The organism is Paenibacillus humicus NBRC 102415 (assembly GCF_004000905.1).
Classification (GTDB): domain Bacteria; phylum Bacillota; class Bacilli; order Paenibacillales; family Paenibacillaceae; genus Paenibacillus_O; species Paenibacillus_O humicus.
This window is the reverse complement of record NZ_BIMD01000057.1, coordinates 1-17,031: the sequence shown is the minus strand read 5'-3', so window position 1 is coordinate 17,031 and position 17,031 is coordinate 1. Positions and strand designations below refer to the sequence as shown.

16 protein-coding genes are annotated in these 17,031 nt (G+C 59.5%); 15 read left to right on the top strand and 1 reads right to left on the bottom strand.

The annotated features are described in order from the left end of the window. The first annotated feature begins 117 nt into the window (after window positions 1-117). From yabG to spoVT, 14 genes are all read left to right on the top strand, one after another. Complete coding sequence (gene yabG, locus PHU01S_RS22670; RefSeq protein ID WP_076359926.1) at window positions 118-1,014, top strand: sporulation peptidase YabG; 897 nt, start codon at window positions 118-120, stop codon at window positions 1,012-1,014. 143 nt (window positions 1,015-1,157) lie between these two features. Next, the gene (gene veg, locus PHU01S_RS22665; protein WP_048749666.1) at window positions 1,158-1,430 is read left to right on the top strand and encodes a biofilm formation stimulator Veg; all 273 of its coding nucleotides are present in this window, start codon (window positions 1,158-1,160) and stop codon (window positions 1,428-1,430) included. Window positions 1,431-1,600: 170 nt separating this feature from the next. Next, window positions 1,601-1,786, top strand: coding sequence for a small, acid-soluble spore protein, alpha/beta type (locus tag PHU01S_RS22660; protein ID WP_076359928.1), 186 nt, complete (start codon window positions 1,601-1,603; stop codon window positions 1,784-1,786). A gap of 110 nt (window positions 1,787-1,896) precedes the next feature. Beyond that, on the top strand, window positions 1,897-2,751 hold the full coding sequence (gene ispE / locus PHU01S_RS22655) for a 4-(cytidine 5'-diphospho)-2-C-methyl-D-erythritol kinase (RefSeq protein ID WP_076359930.1): 855 nt from the start codon (window positions 1,897-1,899) through the stop codon (window positions 2,749-2,751). 82 nt (window positions 2,752-2,833) lie between these two features. Further along, window positions 2,834-3,661 (top strand): pur operon repressor, encoded by an 828-nt coding sequence (gene purR, locus PHU01S_RS22650; RefSeq protein ID WP_076359932.1) that lies wholly within the window; start codon window positions 2,834-2,836, stop codon window positions 3,659-3,661. Between the two features lie 14 nt (window positions 3,662-3,675). Beyond that, entirely contained in the window at window positions 3,676-4,065 is a 390-nt protein-coding gene (locus PHU01S_RS22645; protein WP_076359934.1) for a Rid family detoxifying hydrolase, read from the top strand. A gap of 126 nt (window positions 4,066-4,191) precedes the next feature. After that, the gene (gene spoVG, locus PHU01S_RS22640; protein ID WP_020620824.1) at window positions 4,192-4,479 is read left to right on the top strand and encodes a septation regulator SpoVG; all 288 of its coding nucleotides are present in this window, start codon (window positions 4,192-4,194) and stop codon (window positions 4,477-4,479) included. A gap of 297 nt (window positions 4,480-4,776) precedes the next feature. Next, window positions 4,777-6,177, top strand: coding sequence for a bifunctional UDP-N-acetylglucosamine diphosphorylase/glucosamine-1-phosphate N-acetyltransferase GlmU (gene glmU, locus PHU01S_RS22635; protein ID WP_049868626.1), 1,401 nt, complete (start codon window positions 4,777-4,779; stop codon window positions 6,175-6,177). A gap of 202 nt (window positions 6,178-6,379) precedes the next feature. Beyond that, a complete protein-coding gene (locus PHU01S_RS22630; protein WP_127510079.1) occupies window positions 6,380-7,024 on the top strand; it encodes a 50S ribosomal protein L25/general stress protein Ctc in 645 nt (214 codons plus the stop codon). A gap of 177 nt (window positions 7,025-7,201) precedes the next feature. Further along, window positions 7,202-7,762 carry an aminoacyl-tRNA hydrolase gene (gene pth / locus PHU01S_RS22625; protein WP_048749650.1) on the top strand — a complete coding sequence of 187 codons (561 nt, stop codon included), beginning with the start codon at window positions 7,202-7,204 and terminating at the stop codon, window positions 7,760-7,762. A 147-nt stretch (window positions 7,763-7,909) separates the two neighbouring features. Next, a complete protein-coding gene (locus PHU01S_RS22620) occupies window positions 7,910-8,143 on the top strand; it encodes an anti-sigma-F factor Fin family protein (RefSeq protein ID WP_048749648.1) in 234 nt (77 codons plus the stop codon). Window positions 8,144-8,338: 195 nt separating this feature from the next. Further along, the gene (gene mfd / locus PHU01S_RS22615; RefSeq protein WP_246029313.1) at window positions 8,339-11,872 is read left to right on the top strand and encodes a transcription-repair coupling factor; all 3,534 of its coding nucleotides are present in this window, start codon (window positions 8,339-8,341) and stop codon (window positions 11,870-11,872) included. Window positions 11,873-12,010: 138 nt separating this feature from the next. After that, window positions 12,011-13,090: a peptidylprolyl isomerase gene (locus tag PHU01S_RS22610; RefSeq protein ID WP_021878506.1), complete on the top strand. Its 1,080-nt coding sequence runs from the start codon at window positions 12,011-12,013 to the stop codon at window positions 13,088-13,090. 601 nt (window positions 13,091-13,691) lie between these two features. Then, entirely contained in the window at window positions 13,692-14,234 is a 543-nt protein-coding gene (gene spoVT / locus PHU01S_RS22605) for a stage V sporulation protein T (protein ID WP_048746948.1), read from the top strand. Between the two features lie 72 nt (window positions 14,235-14,306). Here the strand turns inward: spoVT and PHU01S_RS22600 are convergent, their stop codons facing one another. Beyond that, entirely contained in the window at window positions 14,307-15,605 is a 1,299-nt protein-coding gene (locus PHU01S_RS22600; RefSeq protein WP_127510077.1) for a DUF4397 domain-containing protein, read from the bottom strand. Window positions 15,606-15,791: 186 nt separating this feature from the next. Here PHU01S_RS22600 and PHU01S_RS22595 point away from each other — a divergent pair. After that, a partial coding sequence (locus PHU01S_RS22595; protein ID WP_164763164.1) for an oligosaccharide flippase family protein occupies window positions 15,792-17,031 on the top strand: 1,240 nt, incomplete at its 3' end.

Genomic DNA, 17,031 nt, shown 5'->3' with positions numbered 1-17,031 from the left:
GATCCTTTCATGGAGGGCTTTTTGTGCCGGGAGCCAGCGCCAGCGCCGCAGCGCCGAAAACCCGTTGTCACCTCCGGCGGCCTATGCCCATACCATAAGGCAGAGGTGATGGGCCTAATGAATCAAGGGGATTTTGTCGTTCGGCGCTCCTACGGCGGGGATGTATTGTTCCGCATCGAAGCTGTCCGCGGGGATACCGCCATTTTGAAGGGAGCGGATTACCGTCTGCTCGCCGACGCGCCGCTCGGCGACCTGACGAAGGTGGCCGATCCGGAGGAGCTGGGCGTCACGAAGTCGGTCCGAAGCAAGGTGAAGGCGTCCAATCAGCGAATGAGCCAAGAGCTGATCGATCAGTCCGTCCATCACGAGATGGACTTCCGTCCCGGAGACTCCAATGCTTCCGCACAGGCATATTTCGATCTGCCCGGCAAAGTTCTGCATCTGGACGGCGACGCCAACTATATGCGCAAAAGCATGCAGCTGTACAATCAGATGAAGGTGCCGGCTCAAGGCCTTCATGTCGGCGAAGCTCAGATGGCGGATCTGCTGTACCATCTGCTGCCGCAGGTGAAGCCGGATGTCGTCGTCATTACCGGCCATGACGGCCTGCTAAAGAACCGCCCTACAGGCGATCTCTACAGCATAGGCAGTTATAAGAACTCCCAGAACTTCGTCAACGCGGTCCATGTGGCCCGGGAGTACGACAAGAACCGCGACAATCTGATCGTGGTCGCAGGGGCATGTCAGTCCCATTATGAGGCGCTGCTGCAGTCCGGAGCCAATTTCGCCAGCTCGCCGGGACGCATCCTTATCCATGCGCTCGATCCGGTCTATATCGCCATCAAGGCAAGCTACACGTCGATCCGGGAGCCGATCAACCTGCCGGATGTCATTCACGGCACGATTTCGGGCATCGACGGAGTGGGCGGAATCGAGACGATGGGACGTTACAGGGTCGGTCTTCCGAAGCCGCAGACGGTTACGAATGTGAAGCCAAACCCTTATTATGCGTAAGCTGTAAATCCTTATTCATCTTGAAAACGAAGTCAAAAAATTTTCATTGACACTAAAGTTAGACCGATGATATAATTTTCGTTTATTTGACAACGCCTCCTCCCTTGGGCTATAATGGACAAGGAAAGAGGTGGTAGTTGCCAATGGCTAGAAATGCTTTGTCTGAGATCAAGCGCAGCATGGAAGCGCATGTTGGAGCCAAGATCATGCTGCGGGCTAACGGAGGCCGGCGCAAGACGGTTGAACGTTCCGGTGTTTTGGAAGAAACCTACCCATCTGTTTTCATTGTCAAGCTGGATCAGGATCAGCATGCTTTCAAGCGTGTGTCCTATAGTTACGCGGACATTCTGACGGATTCCGTCGAGGTCACCGTCTGCAACGACGAAGGCCAAGTACGGATCAATCCCGTTCACTGAACGTCCCATATATGCTTAACCGGGGAACTTCGCGCGACCGCTGCCGGCTGTCGTGCTTTTTTTATGCTTGCTTTCGGGGACCGCATAGAAGCGGGAGTCCGCTCTCATACTACAGGAAGGGCTGTCGCCGATGGACGGCCCAATACAGCCGCAGGGCAAGGAGGCTACGCATGAGCCGCAGAAGACGCAGCATAATGTCCGAACAGCTGAAGGTGGAGCTCGCCAAGGATCTTGGCTTTTACGACACGGTCCAGGAAGAAGGATGGGGCGGCATCAAAGCCAAGGACGCGGGGAATATGGTCAAGCGCGCCATTCAGATGGCCGAGCAGGCCGCAGCGCGCCAGAACCAGAGCTAGAGCATAACAAGCGGCTTCCGGCGCGGTTTCCCGCGCATGGGGCCGCTTTCGCTTTTATCCGTTCGGATGGTATAATAAATCCAGTTTATCTAACGAACGGGTGACGACATATGAAAATCTACGAGAAGGCCCCGGCCAAAATCAACCTGCTGCTGGACGTGCTGCGCAAGCGCGCGGACGGCTATCACGAGGTTGAAATGATCATGACCATGGTAGACCTGTCGGATCGCCTGGAAATGGAAGAGCTTCAGAGAGACACGATCATCATTTCCAGCCAGGCGGGCTACATCCCTCTGGACGAGAAGAATCTGGCCTTCCAGGCCGCGCGTCTCATCAAGGAGCGCTACGATGTGCGCAAAGGCGTCTATATCCATCTGGACAAGAAGATTCCGGTGGCAGCCGGACTCGCAGGCGGAAGCAGCGATGCCGCCGCGGCGCTCCGCGGACTGAACCGCTTGTGGAAGCTCGGCATTCCGGACGAGGAGCTGTGCAAGCTCGGAGCGGAGCTCGGCTCCGACGTGCCGTTCTGCGTCACGGGAGGAACGGCCCTCGCCACGGGACGCGGAGAAATCCTGCAGCGCATCGACAACCCGCCTTCCTGCTGGGTCGTGCTGGCGAAGCCTCCGATCAATGTGTCGACCGCCGACGTATATGGACGTTTTCGTGCCGACAGCGTGCCGAGCCATCCTTCGCTCGGCGGCATGATGGAGGCGATCTCCACGGGATCGTTCCAGAGAGTCTGCGAGGAGATGGGCAATGTGCTGGAGGACGTCACCTTGTCCCTGTACCCGGAAGTCGCGCAGCTCAAGGAAAGCATGCAGCGCCTCGGAGCCGACGGCGTGCTGATGTCGGGCAGCGGCCCGACGGTATTCGGTCTCGTAACCAAGGAATCCAAGCTCGCCAGAATCTACAATGGACTCCGAGGATTCTGCAAGGAAGTCTATGTGGTAAGAATGCTGACATAGAATGGACATCAACCTTGATTGAATCCGTATAAAGATGGTATATTGTCTTTATAATATTCGGATTTAGCCAGGGGGATTCCCAATGAAGAAATTAAAGCGAAGCGCAAGACTGGTCGAGATGACCCAATATCTATTATCCCGCCCCCATACGTTAATATCTCTTACAGCTTTTGCTGATCGATATCAATCGGCCAAATCCTCCATCAGCGAGGATCTGGCTATCATCAAGGAAGTATTCGAAGAGGAAGGCATCGGCCAGCTCCAGACTCTGGCTGGAGCGGCGGGCGGAGTGCGCTACATCCCTCGAATGCCGCAGGAGCCGGCGATGGAGATCATCCAGGGCGTATGCCGCGAGCTTGAGCTTCCCGAGCGTGTGCTGCCAGGCGGCTATCTGTACATGACGGACATGCTCGGGCAGCCCGGACTGCTCGCCGATGTCGGCCGTATTTTTGCGACCGCTTTCGCGGACCGCCGCATCGATGTCGTCATGACGGTAGAGACCAAAGGGATTCCGCTCGCTTACGCTACCGCCAGCTGCCTCAATCTTCCCGTCGTCATCGTCAGACGCGACAACAAGGTGACGGAGGGCTCTGCCGTCAGCATCAACTACGTATCCGGCTCCAACAAGCGGATCCAGACGATGTCGCTGGCCCGCCGCGCGCTCAAGGAGCAGTCCCGCGTCCTGATCATCGACGACTTCATGAAGGCGGGAGGCACCGTGCAGGGCATGATGGACCTGCTGCATGAATTCAACGCGACCGTAGCCGGCGTCGGCGTGTTCGTCGAATCCGGAGAGGTCGGGACCGAGGAGCGGCTTCTCGAGGATTACGTGTCGCTGGCCAAGCTTACGGCCGTGGACATGAAGACGAAGCAGACGACCGTCGTTCCCGGCAACTATTTCACTTCCTAGGAGGCTTCCTATCCATGAATGTCCAACCGATTACAGCCGCCGGCGCTCCTGCCGCGATCGGCCCCTACTCCCACGCGGTCCGGTTCGGCAGCCTTCTGTTCACATCGGGCCAGATTCCGCTGCTTGAGGACGGCTCGCTGATCGAAGGCGGCATCCAGGAACAGACCCATCAGGTATTCCGCAATCTGCAAGCCGTGCTTGCAGCAGGCGGCTCGTCTCTCGGCAATGTGGTCAAGGCGACCGTCTTCCTGAAGGACATGAACCAGTTCGCGGCGGTCAACGAGATCTACGCTTCCTACTTCGGAGAGCATAAGCCGGCCCGTTCGGCCGTTGAAGTCGCACGTCTTCCGAAGGATGTTTTTGTCGAAATCGAACTGATCGCTACGATCCCTGTCGAATCGTAACGAATTATATTTTTTTCCAAAATTTATTTTTTAAAACGGGTTTCAATTCCCAGAATTAAGAAGGAATCTGCATGGAAATGTGGAATTATACACCAAGTCTTCGATAGGCAAAGGTGGTGAACACAAGTGCAGATTACCGATGTCAGACTCCGCCGCGTTAATTCCGAAGGGCGTATGAAGGCCATTGCTTCCATCACCATTGATAATGAATTTGTCGTTCATGATATTCGCGTCATTGACGGCAACAATGGAATGTTCGTCGCAATGCCAAGCAAGCGTACGCCGGATGGGGAATTCCGGGATATTGCCCACCCGATCTCTTCCACCACTCGGGAGAAGATTCAAGCTGCCGTACTCGCCGAGTACGAGCGCGCAGCAACGGAAGAAGAAGTTGCAATCGAAGAAGGTGCCTGAATCAGTAGGCGCCAATGAAAAAGCAGCGTAAGGCGCGAAATCGTTCTGGAGAAACGGATGTGGTCGCCTTTGTCCCCGGATTTCAACCGCTAAAGCGGCAGAAATCAGAGAAATCTGGGGACAACAGCGAATCGGAAGAATGATTTCCGTCTGCAGCGACATATTTTCAATGGCCTCGATCAGCAGGGGCCTTTCGACAAATGCATGGATGGGGGGCCCCTCGGGCTCCCTTTCTTTTTGCCCTATGATGGGATATAGTCAGTGTACATAATGGGGAACACAGGAGGGAATCAAGCGGTGAATGTAATGGCGGTTGTGCTTGCGGCAGGACAAGGCAAGCGGATGAAATCCAAGCTGTACAAGGTGCTGCATCCCGTATGCGGCAAGCCGATGGTAGGACATGTCGTAGATACGGTGGAGCAGGCGTCCTGCTCCAGAACCGTCGTTGTCGTCGGCCACGGAGCCGCAGCCGTTCAATCTTATTTGGGAGACCGCGCCGAATTCGTGCTGCAGGAGCAGCAGCTCGGCACCGGACATGCGGTCATCCAGGCTAGGGAGCTGCTCGGGCAGGAGGAGGGCATTACGCTCGTCGTCTGCGGGGATACGCCGCTCGTGACGGTCGAGACGGTGAATGCGATGATCGAGCTTCATCAGGCAAGCGGCGCGGCCGCAACGGTGCTGACGGCCGAATTTGCTAATCCGACCGGCTACGGCCGTGTCATCCGCGGCTCCGAAGGCGCGGTCGAGCGCATCGTGGAGCAGAAGGACTGCTCCCCAGCCGAAGCCGCCGTCCGCGAGATCAACACGGGCACGTACTGCTTCGACAACCGCAAGCTGTTCGACGCGCTCTCCCGCGTCACCAACGACAACGCCCAGGGAGAATACTACCTGACCGATGTCATCGGCATTTTCGTCTCGGAAGGCGAGACGGTCCAGGCCTACTGCACGAGCGATCTGGCCGAGGCGATCGGCATCAACGACCGCATTGCGCTCGGAGAAGCGGAAAGCCTCATGCGCCAGCGCATCGTGCGCCGCCATCAAGTGAACGGCGTCACGGTCATCGATACGGGCAGCGCCTATATCGAAGCCGATGTGAAGATCGGAGCCGATACGATTCTCTATCCCGGCACCGTTCTGAGGGGCTCCACAGTCATCGGAGAGGACTGCATCATCGGCCCGTCGGCGGATATCGCGGACTCCGTCATCGGAGACGGCGTGACCGTCCGCTATTCCACGATCGATCAGTCCGAAGCGGGAGACGGCAGCTCGATCGGCCCTTACGCCAATCTGCGGCCGGGCTCCAAGCTCGGCAAGGATTGCAAGATCGGCGACTTCGTGGAGCTGAAGAACGCCGTGCTTGGAGATGACAGCAAAGTATCCCATCTGAGCTATGTGGGCGATGCGGAAGTAGGCCGCGGGGTCAATATCGGCTGCGGCGCCATCACGGTCAACTATGACGGCTTCAACAAGTCGAAGACGGTCATCGGCGACGACGCCTTCATCGGCAGCAACGTCAATCTCATCGCTCCGGTTCATATCGGAGATGGAGCCTATGTCGTAGCCGGCTCCACCGTCACGCACGACGTGCCTGGAGGAGATCTCGCCATCGCCCGCGAGCGCCAGGTGAACAAGCCCGGTTATGCGGACAAGATCCGCTCGAGAGCCAAAGCGAAGAAGGAACGCAGCAAAACGGAATAGCCCTTGCCCTTCCCCCTGGTCCTGTATAACGGATCAGGGGGTTTTGCTGTCTCGGGAAAGTTAGCGGCACCCGGATCAGGAAGCGGCCGGAGATCGGCCGCAAGCCCTCGAAATGTTTAAACGAGCGCCCGGATGGGTATAGTTAGGGAAAGTCGGACAATATGTCCACAGGTGTATGACCTATAGAGGAGGAAGATCGATTATGGCAATTACGATGCAAGCACAGACCCGCACGAACGCTTCCAAAGGAAGCCTGCGCCAGCTCCGCAAGGAGGGAAAGGTGCCTGCGGTTGTATATGGCAAGAAATTGGAATCTTCATCGGTTATTTCCCTGGACGAAAAGGAAATCATGCATCTGCTCCGTTCCCATCCGAACGCGATCATCGAGCTGTCGATTCCGGATGCGGGCAAGCAGCCGGTCATGATTACGGACGTGCAGCGCGATGCGCTTTCCCGCAAGGTGGTTCATATCGATCTGCATCAGATCAATATGAATGAAGAGATCAAGACGGCCGTGCGCATCGATCTCACGGGAGATTCCGCCGGCGTCCGCGAAGGCGGCGTCCTGTCGGTATCGTTGCATGAGCTTGAGATCCAGTGCCTGCCGAACGACATCCCCGAATCCATCGAGGCGGATATCTCGTCCCTCGGAGTGGGCGAGAATCTGCTTGTCGGCGATTTGAAGCTGCCGGGCAACATCACGGGGCTGTCGGATGCCGAGCAGGTCGTCGTCGCCGTCCTGGCACCGCAGAAGGAAGTTTCCGAGGAGGAAGCCGACGAAGCGGCCAAGGAAGACGAGAAGGCGGCTGCCCGTTCCGAAGATGCCAACGCGGTGGACGAGGAGTAGTCCCGCCGCAGCCATGGCGCGTCCCTAGGGGGCGCGCTTTTTTCGTTTCCATGACGGCTGCAGGGAAGCTGCCGCCCGCGCCCGCCTGCTCGTAGCCGCGGCAGCGGTCTTTATGGTACAGTGACAGGATAGAAGCGCTCCATGAGGAGCGGCAGGACAAGGAAGGTGCGGCAGCAGATGAAATGGATCGTCGGCCTGGGAAATCCAGGCAGCCAATATGAGGATACCCGGCACAATATCGGCTTCAAAGTGGTGGACGCACTGGCGAAGCGATGGGATATCAAGGTCAATACGAGCAAATGCAAGGCGCTGATCGGCGAAGGACGCGTCGGAGCGGAGAAGGTCGTCCTGATCAAGCCGATGACCTACATGAACCTGTCCGGCGAGTCGATGCGGGCCTATATGGATTATTTTGGAGCCAAGCTGGAAGATCTCATCGTCGTCTATGACGACATGGATACGGAGACGGGCAAGATCCGCCTGCGCTATCAGGGAGGACCGGGCGGGCACAACGGCATCAAGTCCATCATCCAGCATATGGGGACGCAGAATTTCAACCGGATCCGCATGGGAGTGTCGCGTCCGACGAACGGCATGATCATCGCCGATTACGTGCTCTCGAACTTCCCGAAGGCAGACCGGGATGCTGTGCAGGCAATGATCGACAAGGCATGCGATGCGGCGGAGCATGCGCTGGACCATCCGTTCGACGACACGATGGGCAAGTTCAACGCCTGACGGCAAGCCGACGGTCGGATGACCTTCCCGGTATCGTCTGATAAAGCGGCATGGAGCAGGAAAATCGCTGCCCCCTGCCGGACAGGAGTTAGAAAGCCAGAAAGTGGACATACTGTAGCCAACGATATGTTGGACAGGAGGCCCCACATGGCAATCCATTATGAATGCAGGCACTGCCGGACGCCGCTCGGCTCGATCTCCAGCGTGCAAGGAATTACGGAGAACAGGCTCGGCCTGCATTTCTTGACCCTCGAAGAACGCAGCGATATAATAGCGTATAACCCGGATGGCGATATGGTGGTAAAAATTGTCTGCGAATATTGCAGCGAGGCCGTCGCCCGGAATCCGGAACTGCTGCTGGTATCAAGCCCGCTGCAGTAGCAAGATGGACGACAAGCAGATTTTCGCGCTTCGCGTATAGCAAGAGCCTTGGCCTGAAGCTGAGGCTTCTTTGCGTGTTCAAGGCGGAGACTTCATTGGCCCCGAGCGGTATGGGGCCTTGTTGCTGTCCCTCGGGACAGATGCTCTATGCCTGCGCAGCGCACGGTTTTCATATGAAAAGGGGTGCCGCAGCCATTGAAAGCGTTACTTGAGGCTTTTGCCGCGGACCGGGACTTCCAGTCGGTCGTCTCCGGGTTCCGCAAAGGGATGAGGGAGCAGCTGATTTCAGGCTTGGCAGGCTCCTCCCGCCAGGTGCTGATGGCGGCTCTGCGCCGCGAATTCGATCAGCCGATCCTGGTCGTGACCCACAATATGTTCTCGGCGCAGAAAATCGCCGAGGACCTGCAGGAGCTCTGCAAGGACGATGAAGTCCTGCTCTATCCCGCGAACGAACTGGTCGCCGCCGAAGCAGCCGTCTCGAGTCCCGAGATGCTGGCCCAGCGCATGGATGTGCTCATCCGGCTGTCCAGAGGATTCCGCGGGATCGTTGTCGTTCCCTTCTCCGGCGTCCGCCGCTACTTGCCGCTCAAAGGCGTCATGGCGGAAGCCCAGATCGAGGTCAAGGTCGGGGATACGCTGCCGCTGGAGCAGTTCCTTCAGCGCATGAACAGCCTCGGCTATGTCCGCGTGGACCGCGTGGAGAACCGGGGCGAGATGAGCGTCCGCGGCGGCATAGCGGACTTCTACCCGCTGACCTCTCCGGTCGCCGTGCGGATGGAATGGTTCGACGACGAGATCGACTCCATCCGCTCGTTCGATCCGGAAGGGCAGCGTTCCATAGACAAGATGAACGCCTATACCGTTCCTCCGTGCCAGGAGCTCATCGCGGACGAACGGCGCTTCGGCGCGGCCGCGCAGCATGGAGCGGAGCTGCTCGAGAAGCAGCTGGAGCGCATGACCGACCGTACGGCGAAGGAGCGGCTGCGCACGGAAATCGGATCGGAGCTGGAACGGCTGCGCCAGCACATCCATTTCCCCGAACTTTATAAATACATCGCTTTGCTCTACCCCGAGCGCCAGACGCTCTTCGACTATATGCCGGAGGATACGCTGCTCGTGCTCGACGAGCCGACGAGGCTGATCGAGACGGGCCGCCAGCTGGAGCGCGACGAGGCGGAGTGGCAGGCTCACCTGCTCTCGAACGGCAAGTCGCTGCCGGGCATCCAGCTGGCCCGCGAGGCGGACGAGGTGCTGCACAACCGCAAGTTCCCGGCCCTCTTCCTTTCGTTGTTCCTGCGCCAGATTCCGCATACCCAGCCGCAGAACATCCTGAACTTCATGTGCCGCAGCATGCAAAACTTCCACGGGCAGATGAACGTGCTGAAGGCCGAGATGGAGCGCTGGAAAAAAGCCGGCGCGAGCGTGCTCATGCTGGCCGGCGGCAGCGAGCGAATCGAGCGCCTGCGCCGGGTGCTCGGCGATTACGACATCGAGCCGCCTGCCATACTGGAAGGCGGCCTGCAGAGCGGCTTCGAGCTCCCGGGCTCGCATCTGGTCGTCATTACGGAAGGCGAGCTGTTCTCGCAGAAATCCCGCAAAACCCGCCGCGTGGACAAGAATATCGACAATGCCGAGCGGATCAAGAGCTACACGGAGCTCAAGGTCGGCGACTATGTCGTCCACCAGAATCATGGCATCGGCAAATACATGGGCATCGGAACGCTTGAGATCGGCGGCATCCACAAGGACTACATGCATATCATGTATGCCGGCGGCGACAAGCTCTCCGTGCCGATCGACCAGATCGACCTCATCCAGAAATACGTCGGATCCGAGGAGAAGGAGCCGAAGGTCTATAAGCTCGGCGGCAACGAATGGACACGGGTCAAGAACAAGGTCCGCAGCTCCGTCAAGGATATCGCCGACGATCTCATCAAGCTGTACGCCCAGCGCCAGGAAGCCAAGGGCTTCGGCTTCGGGCAGGACACGGCCTACCAGAACGAGTTCGAGGCGATGTTCCCGTACGACGAGACGCCCGACCAGCTGCGCGCCATCCGCGAGATCAAGAAGGATATGGAGCTGCAGCGGCCGATGGACCGGCTGTTGTGCGGCGACGTCGGCTACGGCAAGACCGAGGTTGCGGTCCGCGCCGCCTTCAAGGCCGCCATCGAAGGCAAGCAGGTCGCCGTGCTCGTGCCGACGACGATCCTTGCCCAGCAGCACTACGAGACGTTCCGGGAGCGGTTCGCCGACTTTCCGTTCAACGTTCAGGTGCTCAGCCGCTTCCGCTCCCGCAAGGAGCAGACGGACACGATGAAAGGGCTCAAGGCCGGAACGGTCGACGTCGTCATCGGCACGCATCGCCTGCTGTCGCAGGATATCGTGTTCAAGGACCTTGGACTGCTCATCGTCGACGAGGAGCAGCGGTTCGGCGTGTCGCATAAGGAGAAGCTCAAGCGGCTCAAGACCAATGTCGACGTGCTGACGCTGACGGCGACTCCGATACCGCGGACGCTGCATATGTCCATGCTCGGCGTGCGCGACCTGTCCGTCATCGAGACGCCGCCGGAGAACCGGTTCCCGGTGCAGACGTACGTCGTCGAGTACAATACGGCGCTCGTACGCGAGGCGATCGAGCGCGAGCTGGCCCGCGGCGGGCAGGTGTACTACCTGTACAACCGGGTCCAAGGCATCTACCAGATGGCGGAGCTGCTCTCCTCGCTCGTGCCGGAAGCGCGGGTGGCGGTGGGCCACGGGCAGATGTCGGAGCAGGAGCTGGAGAAGACGATTCTCGACTTCCTGGACGGGGAGTCGGATGTTCTGGTAAGCACGAGCATCATCGAGACCGGCGTCGACATTCCGAATGTCAACACGCTCATCGTCCATGACGCGGACAAAATGGGCCTGTCCCAGCTGTACCAGCTGCGGGGACGGGTCGGCCGCTCCAACCGGATCGCCTACGCGTACTTTACCTACCAGCGCGACAAGGTGCTGACGGAGGTCGCCGAGAAGAGGCTCCAGTCGATCAAGGAGTTCACGGAGCTCGGCTCCGGCTTCAAGATCGCCATGCGGGACCTTGCCATCCGCGGTGCGGGCAACCTGCTCGGGGCGGAGCAGCACGGCTTCATCGCCTCGGTCGGCTTCGATCTGTACTCGCAGATGCTGGCCGACGAGATCGCCCGCCGCAAGAAGGAAATGTACGGGGAGGAAGAGGAGACGGAGAAGCCTGTCAGCACCGTCATCGACCTCAGCCTGGATGCTTACCTGCCTTCGGATTATATTTACGACAGCATCCAGAAGATCGAAATCTACAAGAAGGTCGCTTCCCTGTCCTCGCTGGACGATGCCGAAGACCTGCGCGAGGAGCTGACCGACCGCTTCGGCGATTTGCCGCAGGCGGTGGATACGCTGCTCGACGTGGCGAGGCTGAAAATCTACGGCTCGTTGTACGGCATCGAGTCGGTGAGCGGCAAGGGCGACGAATGGACGCTCAAGTTCGCGGCACGCGTGGCGCAGCGGATCGATATCCGGGCGATTGACAAGCTGTGCCTCGACTTCGAGAACCGGTTCAAGCGCGGCGGCGCCAAGGACGCGGTGACGGAGCTGGCGCTGCGGGGCAAGGGACTCGGCAGCGAGGAGCGTCTGACGCTCACGCTGACCTTCCTGGAGTCAATGAAGGAAGCGGTGAAGCCGGCGGCGCAGCTGGAGAAATCGGCAGGGGGCAAATAAGTCCCCTGTCCGGGAGACAAGAGCTCGTTGCAATGGACTTTTGTCCGGCCGTGCAGACCGCAAAACCGCTTACATGGCATAGATGGAAAACATCTGGTACACTGGAAACAAGCCTGAAAAGACCGAGAGGAGAACGTTATGCATATTTCGAGCAAGCGCCCTGCCTGGGGACGCAGCCTGCTGCTGATTCTTGCGGCCGTCCTGGCCGTGTCGCTGGCAGCATGCGGCAAGAAGGACAATGGGGAATCCGGCTCCAAGGATTCCGGGAAGACGATCGCCGAGTACAAGGGCGGCACGGTTACGGAAAAGGAATTCACCACGTTCACGAACGTGCTCAAGGTCATCAACCCGCAAATGGAGCCATACCTCGGAATGGCCGAATACAAAAATATGCTGCTCGACCAGTATATCGGGTACCACATCGTCTATAACGACGCCTCCAAGGAAGCAAAGGACAAAGCGACCAAGGACGCGGATACCGAATATGGCAAGATCGAGGAAGCCGTTACGAAGGACAAGCTCGACGAAGAGCTCAAGACCAACAGCATCACCTCGACCGACGTGAAGGATTTCATCCGCCTCTCTATCGGCGTCTCCGAAGCGATGGCAGCCAAGGTTACGGATGAAGACGTGACGAAATACTTCAATGACAACAAGCAAAGCCTGATCAAGGTCGACGTGCGCCACGTCCTGGTCGGCTTCCAGGATTCCGCCGGCAAGGAACGTTCCAAGGAAGACGCTCTGAAGCGCGCCAAGGAAGCCAAGGCGAAGCTTGAAGCTGCAGGCGCGGACTGGAATGCCCTCGCCAAGGAATACTCCGATGATCCCGGCTCCAGCAGCACCGGAGGCCTGTACTCCAATGCCGATCCTTCCACCTATGTAGAGGCATTCAAAAAAGCTTGCCTGGAGCAGAAGGTCGGCGTCGTAGGCGAACCTGTGGAGACCGAATACGGCTACCACGTCATCAAGGTCGAGAAGCGCGACGAGCCGACGCTGGAAAACTCCAAGCAGACGATCAAGGAAACGATCGGCCAGACCAAGCTGAACGACTACATGCAGAATGAGGTTCCAAAGCTGATCACGAAGAAGGAGGAATTCAAGGATCCGTCCCCAAGCCCGGCAGCCAGCCCTGCTGCGAGCCCGGCGGCCAACTCCGGCGCCGAGAACGGTGCGGCTACGAATTCCTCCGACGCGGCAGCGAACAACGGCTCCAAGTAAGGATCTCTGACCCATGGCTACACCCGCGCGCGGCTTCCGCATGCGGGTGTTTTTTTGCCTTAAGGAAAGGAAGAGCACCCATGCAGATGCGGCTAGGAAGAGGTTCTCCATCCCATCGAATTACTTGGTAATACTATGTATGATTTGGAAATCGGCGCTGCCGAAGAGAAGCCGGGACAGACTTGAGGCGGCTCCTTTACCCGATTGAGCCCATAAGGCATAAGGGAAACTCAAGTGCAGCTGCACGTACGCACTCCCTTTTCCGCCGCTCTGAATAGAACTCCTGCTCGCCTGGGGCGGGACGGGCGGCTGGAGAATTTGGGAGTACGGGAAGCCGGACTGGGCAAAATAAGTCGGCAAGCCGAATTCAGGCGGGCGGCCTCAGACAGCTGCAGGCGGGATTTCGAACCCCGCCCGGCCTAGCTCCCGCGGAGGCTCGGACCGGCCGGGCCTGCATAAGAATTTGGGAGCGGATGAATACTATGGTCAGATTCGAAGGTATATGCCTGACAAGGATCAGCTCCTGTTTCCGCATAAAAGAAGCAAACGCCAGCGTCCAGTCGACTTTACTACTCTTCAAGGAAAGTGGGGCAACATGACAATGAAAGCAACTGGAATCGTGCGCCGGATCGATGATCTGGGCCGTGTCGTTATCCCGAAGGAAATCCGCCGTACGCTTCGCATCCGCGAAGGAGACCCGCTGGAGATATTTGTCGATCGCGACGGGGAAGTCATCCTCAAGAAGTACTCCCCGATCGGCGAGCTGGGCGACTTCGCCAAGGAATATGCGGAATCGCTCAGCGAAAGCACCGGACACATCACCCTGATCACGGACCGGGATACGGTCATCGCCATCGCGGGAGCTTCCAAGAAGGAATATATGGACAAGCCGGTCGGTCCCCTGCTGGAAACGGCGATGGACAACCGCAAAACGGCGGTGGAAACGGCAAGCGGCGAATACGAGGTCGTCAAAAACGGTCCCGAAACTTATTCTTCCTTCGTGGCGGCCCCGATTATCGCCGGCGGGGATCCCATCGGCACGGTCGTTCTGCTCAGCAAGGACGATTCCGTCAAAATGGCTCAGATGGAAATCAAGATGTCGGAAACCGCAGCCGGCTTCCTGGCCAAGCAAATGGAACAGTAGCATCCAGCAGGACAAGCTTCCTTCGGCCACCGCCCGATCGGGAGCTTGTTTTTTTGCATTCGAATGAAGCGTTCAAGATCCGTCCGCCAGCACGATCAAGCCGCTGTCGCCCGTAAAGAGAAGGGTCGCGGCCTGGGCGGGAGAGAGCGTGATCGACTGCGGGGAGAGCAGCGTCCGAAGCGATCCTGCCTCGCACAGCTCGAGCTCGAGCTCGGCCGGGCTCAGCGTGATGTAGGAGGAAGACGAGCCGTAAGACACACGCCGGAACAGCGTGCCTCCATCCCGAATCATAAGGTCTGCAGGGGCTCGGCCGTCAGCCAGGTGGAGCAGCCGAATCCGGGCGCGGTCGGCAGACGTCTCCCGCTCATCCTCGAACAGGAGAAGCTTCCCGTCGCCGGCTACAGCCGCCGTCATCCAGGCTCCGCTGCGCAAGTCGAGCTCGGCTGCGGCGACAGGGGATCGGGATTGCTCCTCCTGAATGGAGAGCGGGCAACGGCCCGGACGGACTTCAAGATAGGAGGATGCCTCCAGATAATCGAGCGGCCGAACCGTCGTTCCGAGGTGGAATTCAAGCTTCTCCTTGCCGGTATGGGCATGGAGAAGCCGGATATAAGCGGGCGGGAGATCGGCTGAATCGGGCCGGTCGGGAGCGGCATGGAGCTCGCCGCCTTCGGTCTGCGGTTCTCTGGGAATAGGGCTCCCCGAATTCGACATATAGGGGCTATCCGTCGAACTGCCATAAGCAGAGGCCGAAGAGGCCGGCGATCCTCCTGCAGCCGCCGCAGCGGACTTCTGCGGGGCTGGTCCGGCCCATTCGGGCATGGGTGAAGCTGCGCCAGCGGGCCAGAAGCTTGGGGAGGGGTAGCCGTAGCTGCCCGGATAACCCGCCGATGCGGAGAGCCCTTGGAAGCCGGAGGGAGCCGGAAAGCCTGGGAGAGAGTGGGAGAGCCCGGCTTCCTCGGAACTCCAATGCGGCGCGGCCGCCGGGTAAGGCAGAACGGCATTTCCGTGCTGCCCATGCGGGGCGGGATAGCCATAGGGATTGGGATTGGAATTGGCGCCTGCGTATCCGGGCCAGCCGGGGGCGGCGTCGTAGTTCGCGGATTCGGGGTAGGCCGCGGCCGGGTGCCAGGCTTGCGGGCCGTCGAGTCCGGGAAGTCCGGACACGGCAGCCGGAGTTCCGTGAGCCGGAGCGGCGGAGAACGGAAGACCGTGCTGCCGCACAAGCGCGGCCAGCCGGGACAGCGCCTCGGAGTGAAGCTGCCGATAATAACGGCCCCAATCGGGCTCGCTGTATTCGTAAAGTCCGGCCAGCATGCCGTAAAGGCTGGCCTTCTGCCACTCTTCCCATACGGGCTGATGGTTGGACATGGACAAGTCTCCTCCCTGTCTGGGTCGTCGCTCTTCAACACCTGCTGTTCGACTATATGCGCCAATGGTTATCCAACATACGGAGTTGAGCCCCCGTACTTTCGACAGCCAGCCGTCCTCTTCATCCCGTTCGGGCGAATAAGGTATAATGAGGCGACGAAAATCGGGCGGGGAGACAAAGAGGATATGCCGAAGCAGAAGTGGGAGAAAGGCGCGTTGGGCGGTGCGGCTCTGCTCGCGGGAGCGGCGCTGCTGTCCAAGCTGATCGGGACGCTCCAGAAAATACCGCTGCAAAATATTGCGGGCGACCGGGTTTTCGGCATTTATAATGCCGTTTATCCGTTCTACCAGCTGATGCTGGTGCTGGCCACGGCCGGGCTGCCCGTGGCCGTCGCCATCCGTACCGCATCGCTGCTGGAAGAAGGGGACAAGCAGGGTGCGCGCCGTGCGGGAGCGGCCGGCGTCCTCCTGCTGTCGGTGCTCGGAGCGGCCGGGTTCGCCATGTTGTGGACCGGCGCTTCCGCTTTCGCGGACCTGATCGGCGATTCCTCGGCAGCGGCATCGATCCGGGCGGTCGCGGCGGCGCTGTGGGTCGTGCCTGCGATGGCTGCATTGCGCGGTTATACGCAGGGAATGGGGGATATGAGGCCGACCGCCTGGTCGCAGCTGATCGAGCAGCTCGTGCGCGTGGCGGCCATGCTGCTGCTGCTTGATTTGGGCTGGTCCGCAGGCTGGGATGATTCCTCGTTGGCGGCCGGTGCGATGTCGGGCTCCTTCTTCGGCGGTGTTGCCGGCCTGCTGCTCATGATTCGGATGGCTGCGGGTAGAAGGGGCCAAGCAGATCTGACAGAGGCTGCGGGTAGAAGGGACCAAGCGGATCTGGCAGAGGCTTCGGGTAGAAGGGACCAAGCGGATCTGGCAGAGGCTGCGGGTAGAAGGGACCAAGCGGGTCTGGCAGGTGTTGCGGGGAAAGTGGACCAAGCAGACCTGACAGAGGCTGCGGGTAGAAGGGACCAAGCGGATCTGGCAGGTGTTGCGGGTAGAAGGGACCAAGCGGATCTGGCAGGGGCTGCGGGTAGAAAGGACCAAGCGGATCTGGCAGGGGCTGCGGAGGGGCGGGTGCCGCTTGTTGGAAGACTGGCTGCAATGGGGACTGAGATTCGCCGTCTTGCGGTGCTGGCGCTGCCCGTCGCGCTCGGCGCGATCGTGGCGCCGGTGCTTGGGGCTGTCGATGCTTTCACGGTCCCGCGTCTTCTTGCCGCCGCGGGCAGCAGTCCGGCCGAAGCGATGAGCGGTTTTGGACTTTACAGCCGGGGCCAGCCTCTCGTGCAGCTGGTTTCGATGGTCGCAGGCGCTGCCACCGGGGCGCTCGTGCCGGCGCTGGTGCGCCAGCGGCGGAGCCGCCCGGAGGCGGCAGCGGCGCAAG

Bases quoted from the DNA above. Each gene is read 5' to 3' on its own strand.
- PHU01S_RS22660 (WP_076359928.1), top strand. From the start codon at position 1,601: ATGAGCCGCAGAAGACGCAGCATAATGTCCGAACAGCTGAAGGTGGAG.
- PHU01S_RS22620 (WP_048749648.1), top strand. From the start codon at position 7,910: ATGGCAATCCATTATGAATGCAGGCACTGCCGGACGCCGCTCGGCTCG.
- spoVT (WP_048746948.1), top strand. From the start codon at position 13,692: ATGAAAGCAACTGGAATCGTGCGCCGGATCGATGATCTGGGCCGTGTC.
- pth (WP_048749650.1), top strand. From the start codon at position 7,202: ATGAAATGGATCGTCGGCCTGGGAAATCCAGGCAGCCAATATGAGGAT.
- purR (WP_076359932.1), top strand. From the start codon at position 2,834: ATGAAGAAATTAAAGCGAAGCGCAAGACTGGTCGAGATGACCCAATAT.
- PHU01S_RS22645 (WP_076359934.1), top strand. From the start codon at position 3,676: ATGAATGTCCAACCGATTACAGCCGCCGGCGCTCCTGCCGCGATCGGC.
- PHU01S_RS22600 (WP_127510077.1), bottom strand. From the start codon at position 15,605: ATGTCCAACCATCAGCCCGTATGGGAAGAGTGGCAGAAGGCCAGCCTT.
- ispE (WP_076359930.1), top strand. From the start codon at position 1,897: ATGAAAATCTACGAGAAGGCCCCGGCCAAAATCAACCTGCTGCTGGAC.
- veg (WP_048749666.1), top strand. From the start codon at position 1,158: ATGGCTAGAAATGCTTTGTCTGAGATCAAGCGCAGCATGGAAGCGCAT.
- yabG (WP_076359926.1), top strand. From the start codon at position 118: ATGAATCAAGGGGATTTTGTCGTTCGGCGCTCCTACGGCGGGGATGTA.
- PHU01S_RS22610 (WP_021878506.1), top strand. From the start codon at position 12,011: ATGCATATTTCGAGCAAGCGCCCTGCCTGGGGACGCAGCCTGCTGCTG.
- PHU01S_RS22630 (WP_127510079.1), top strand. From the start codon at position 6,380: ATGGCAATTACGATGCAAGCACAGACCCGCACGAACGCTTCCAAAGGA.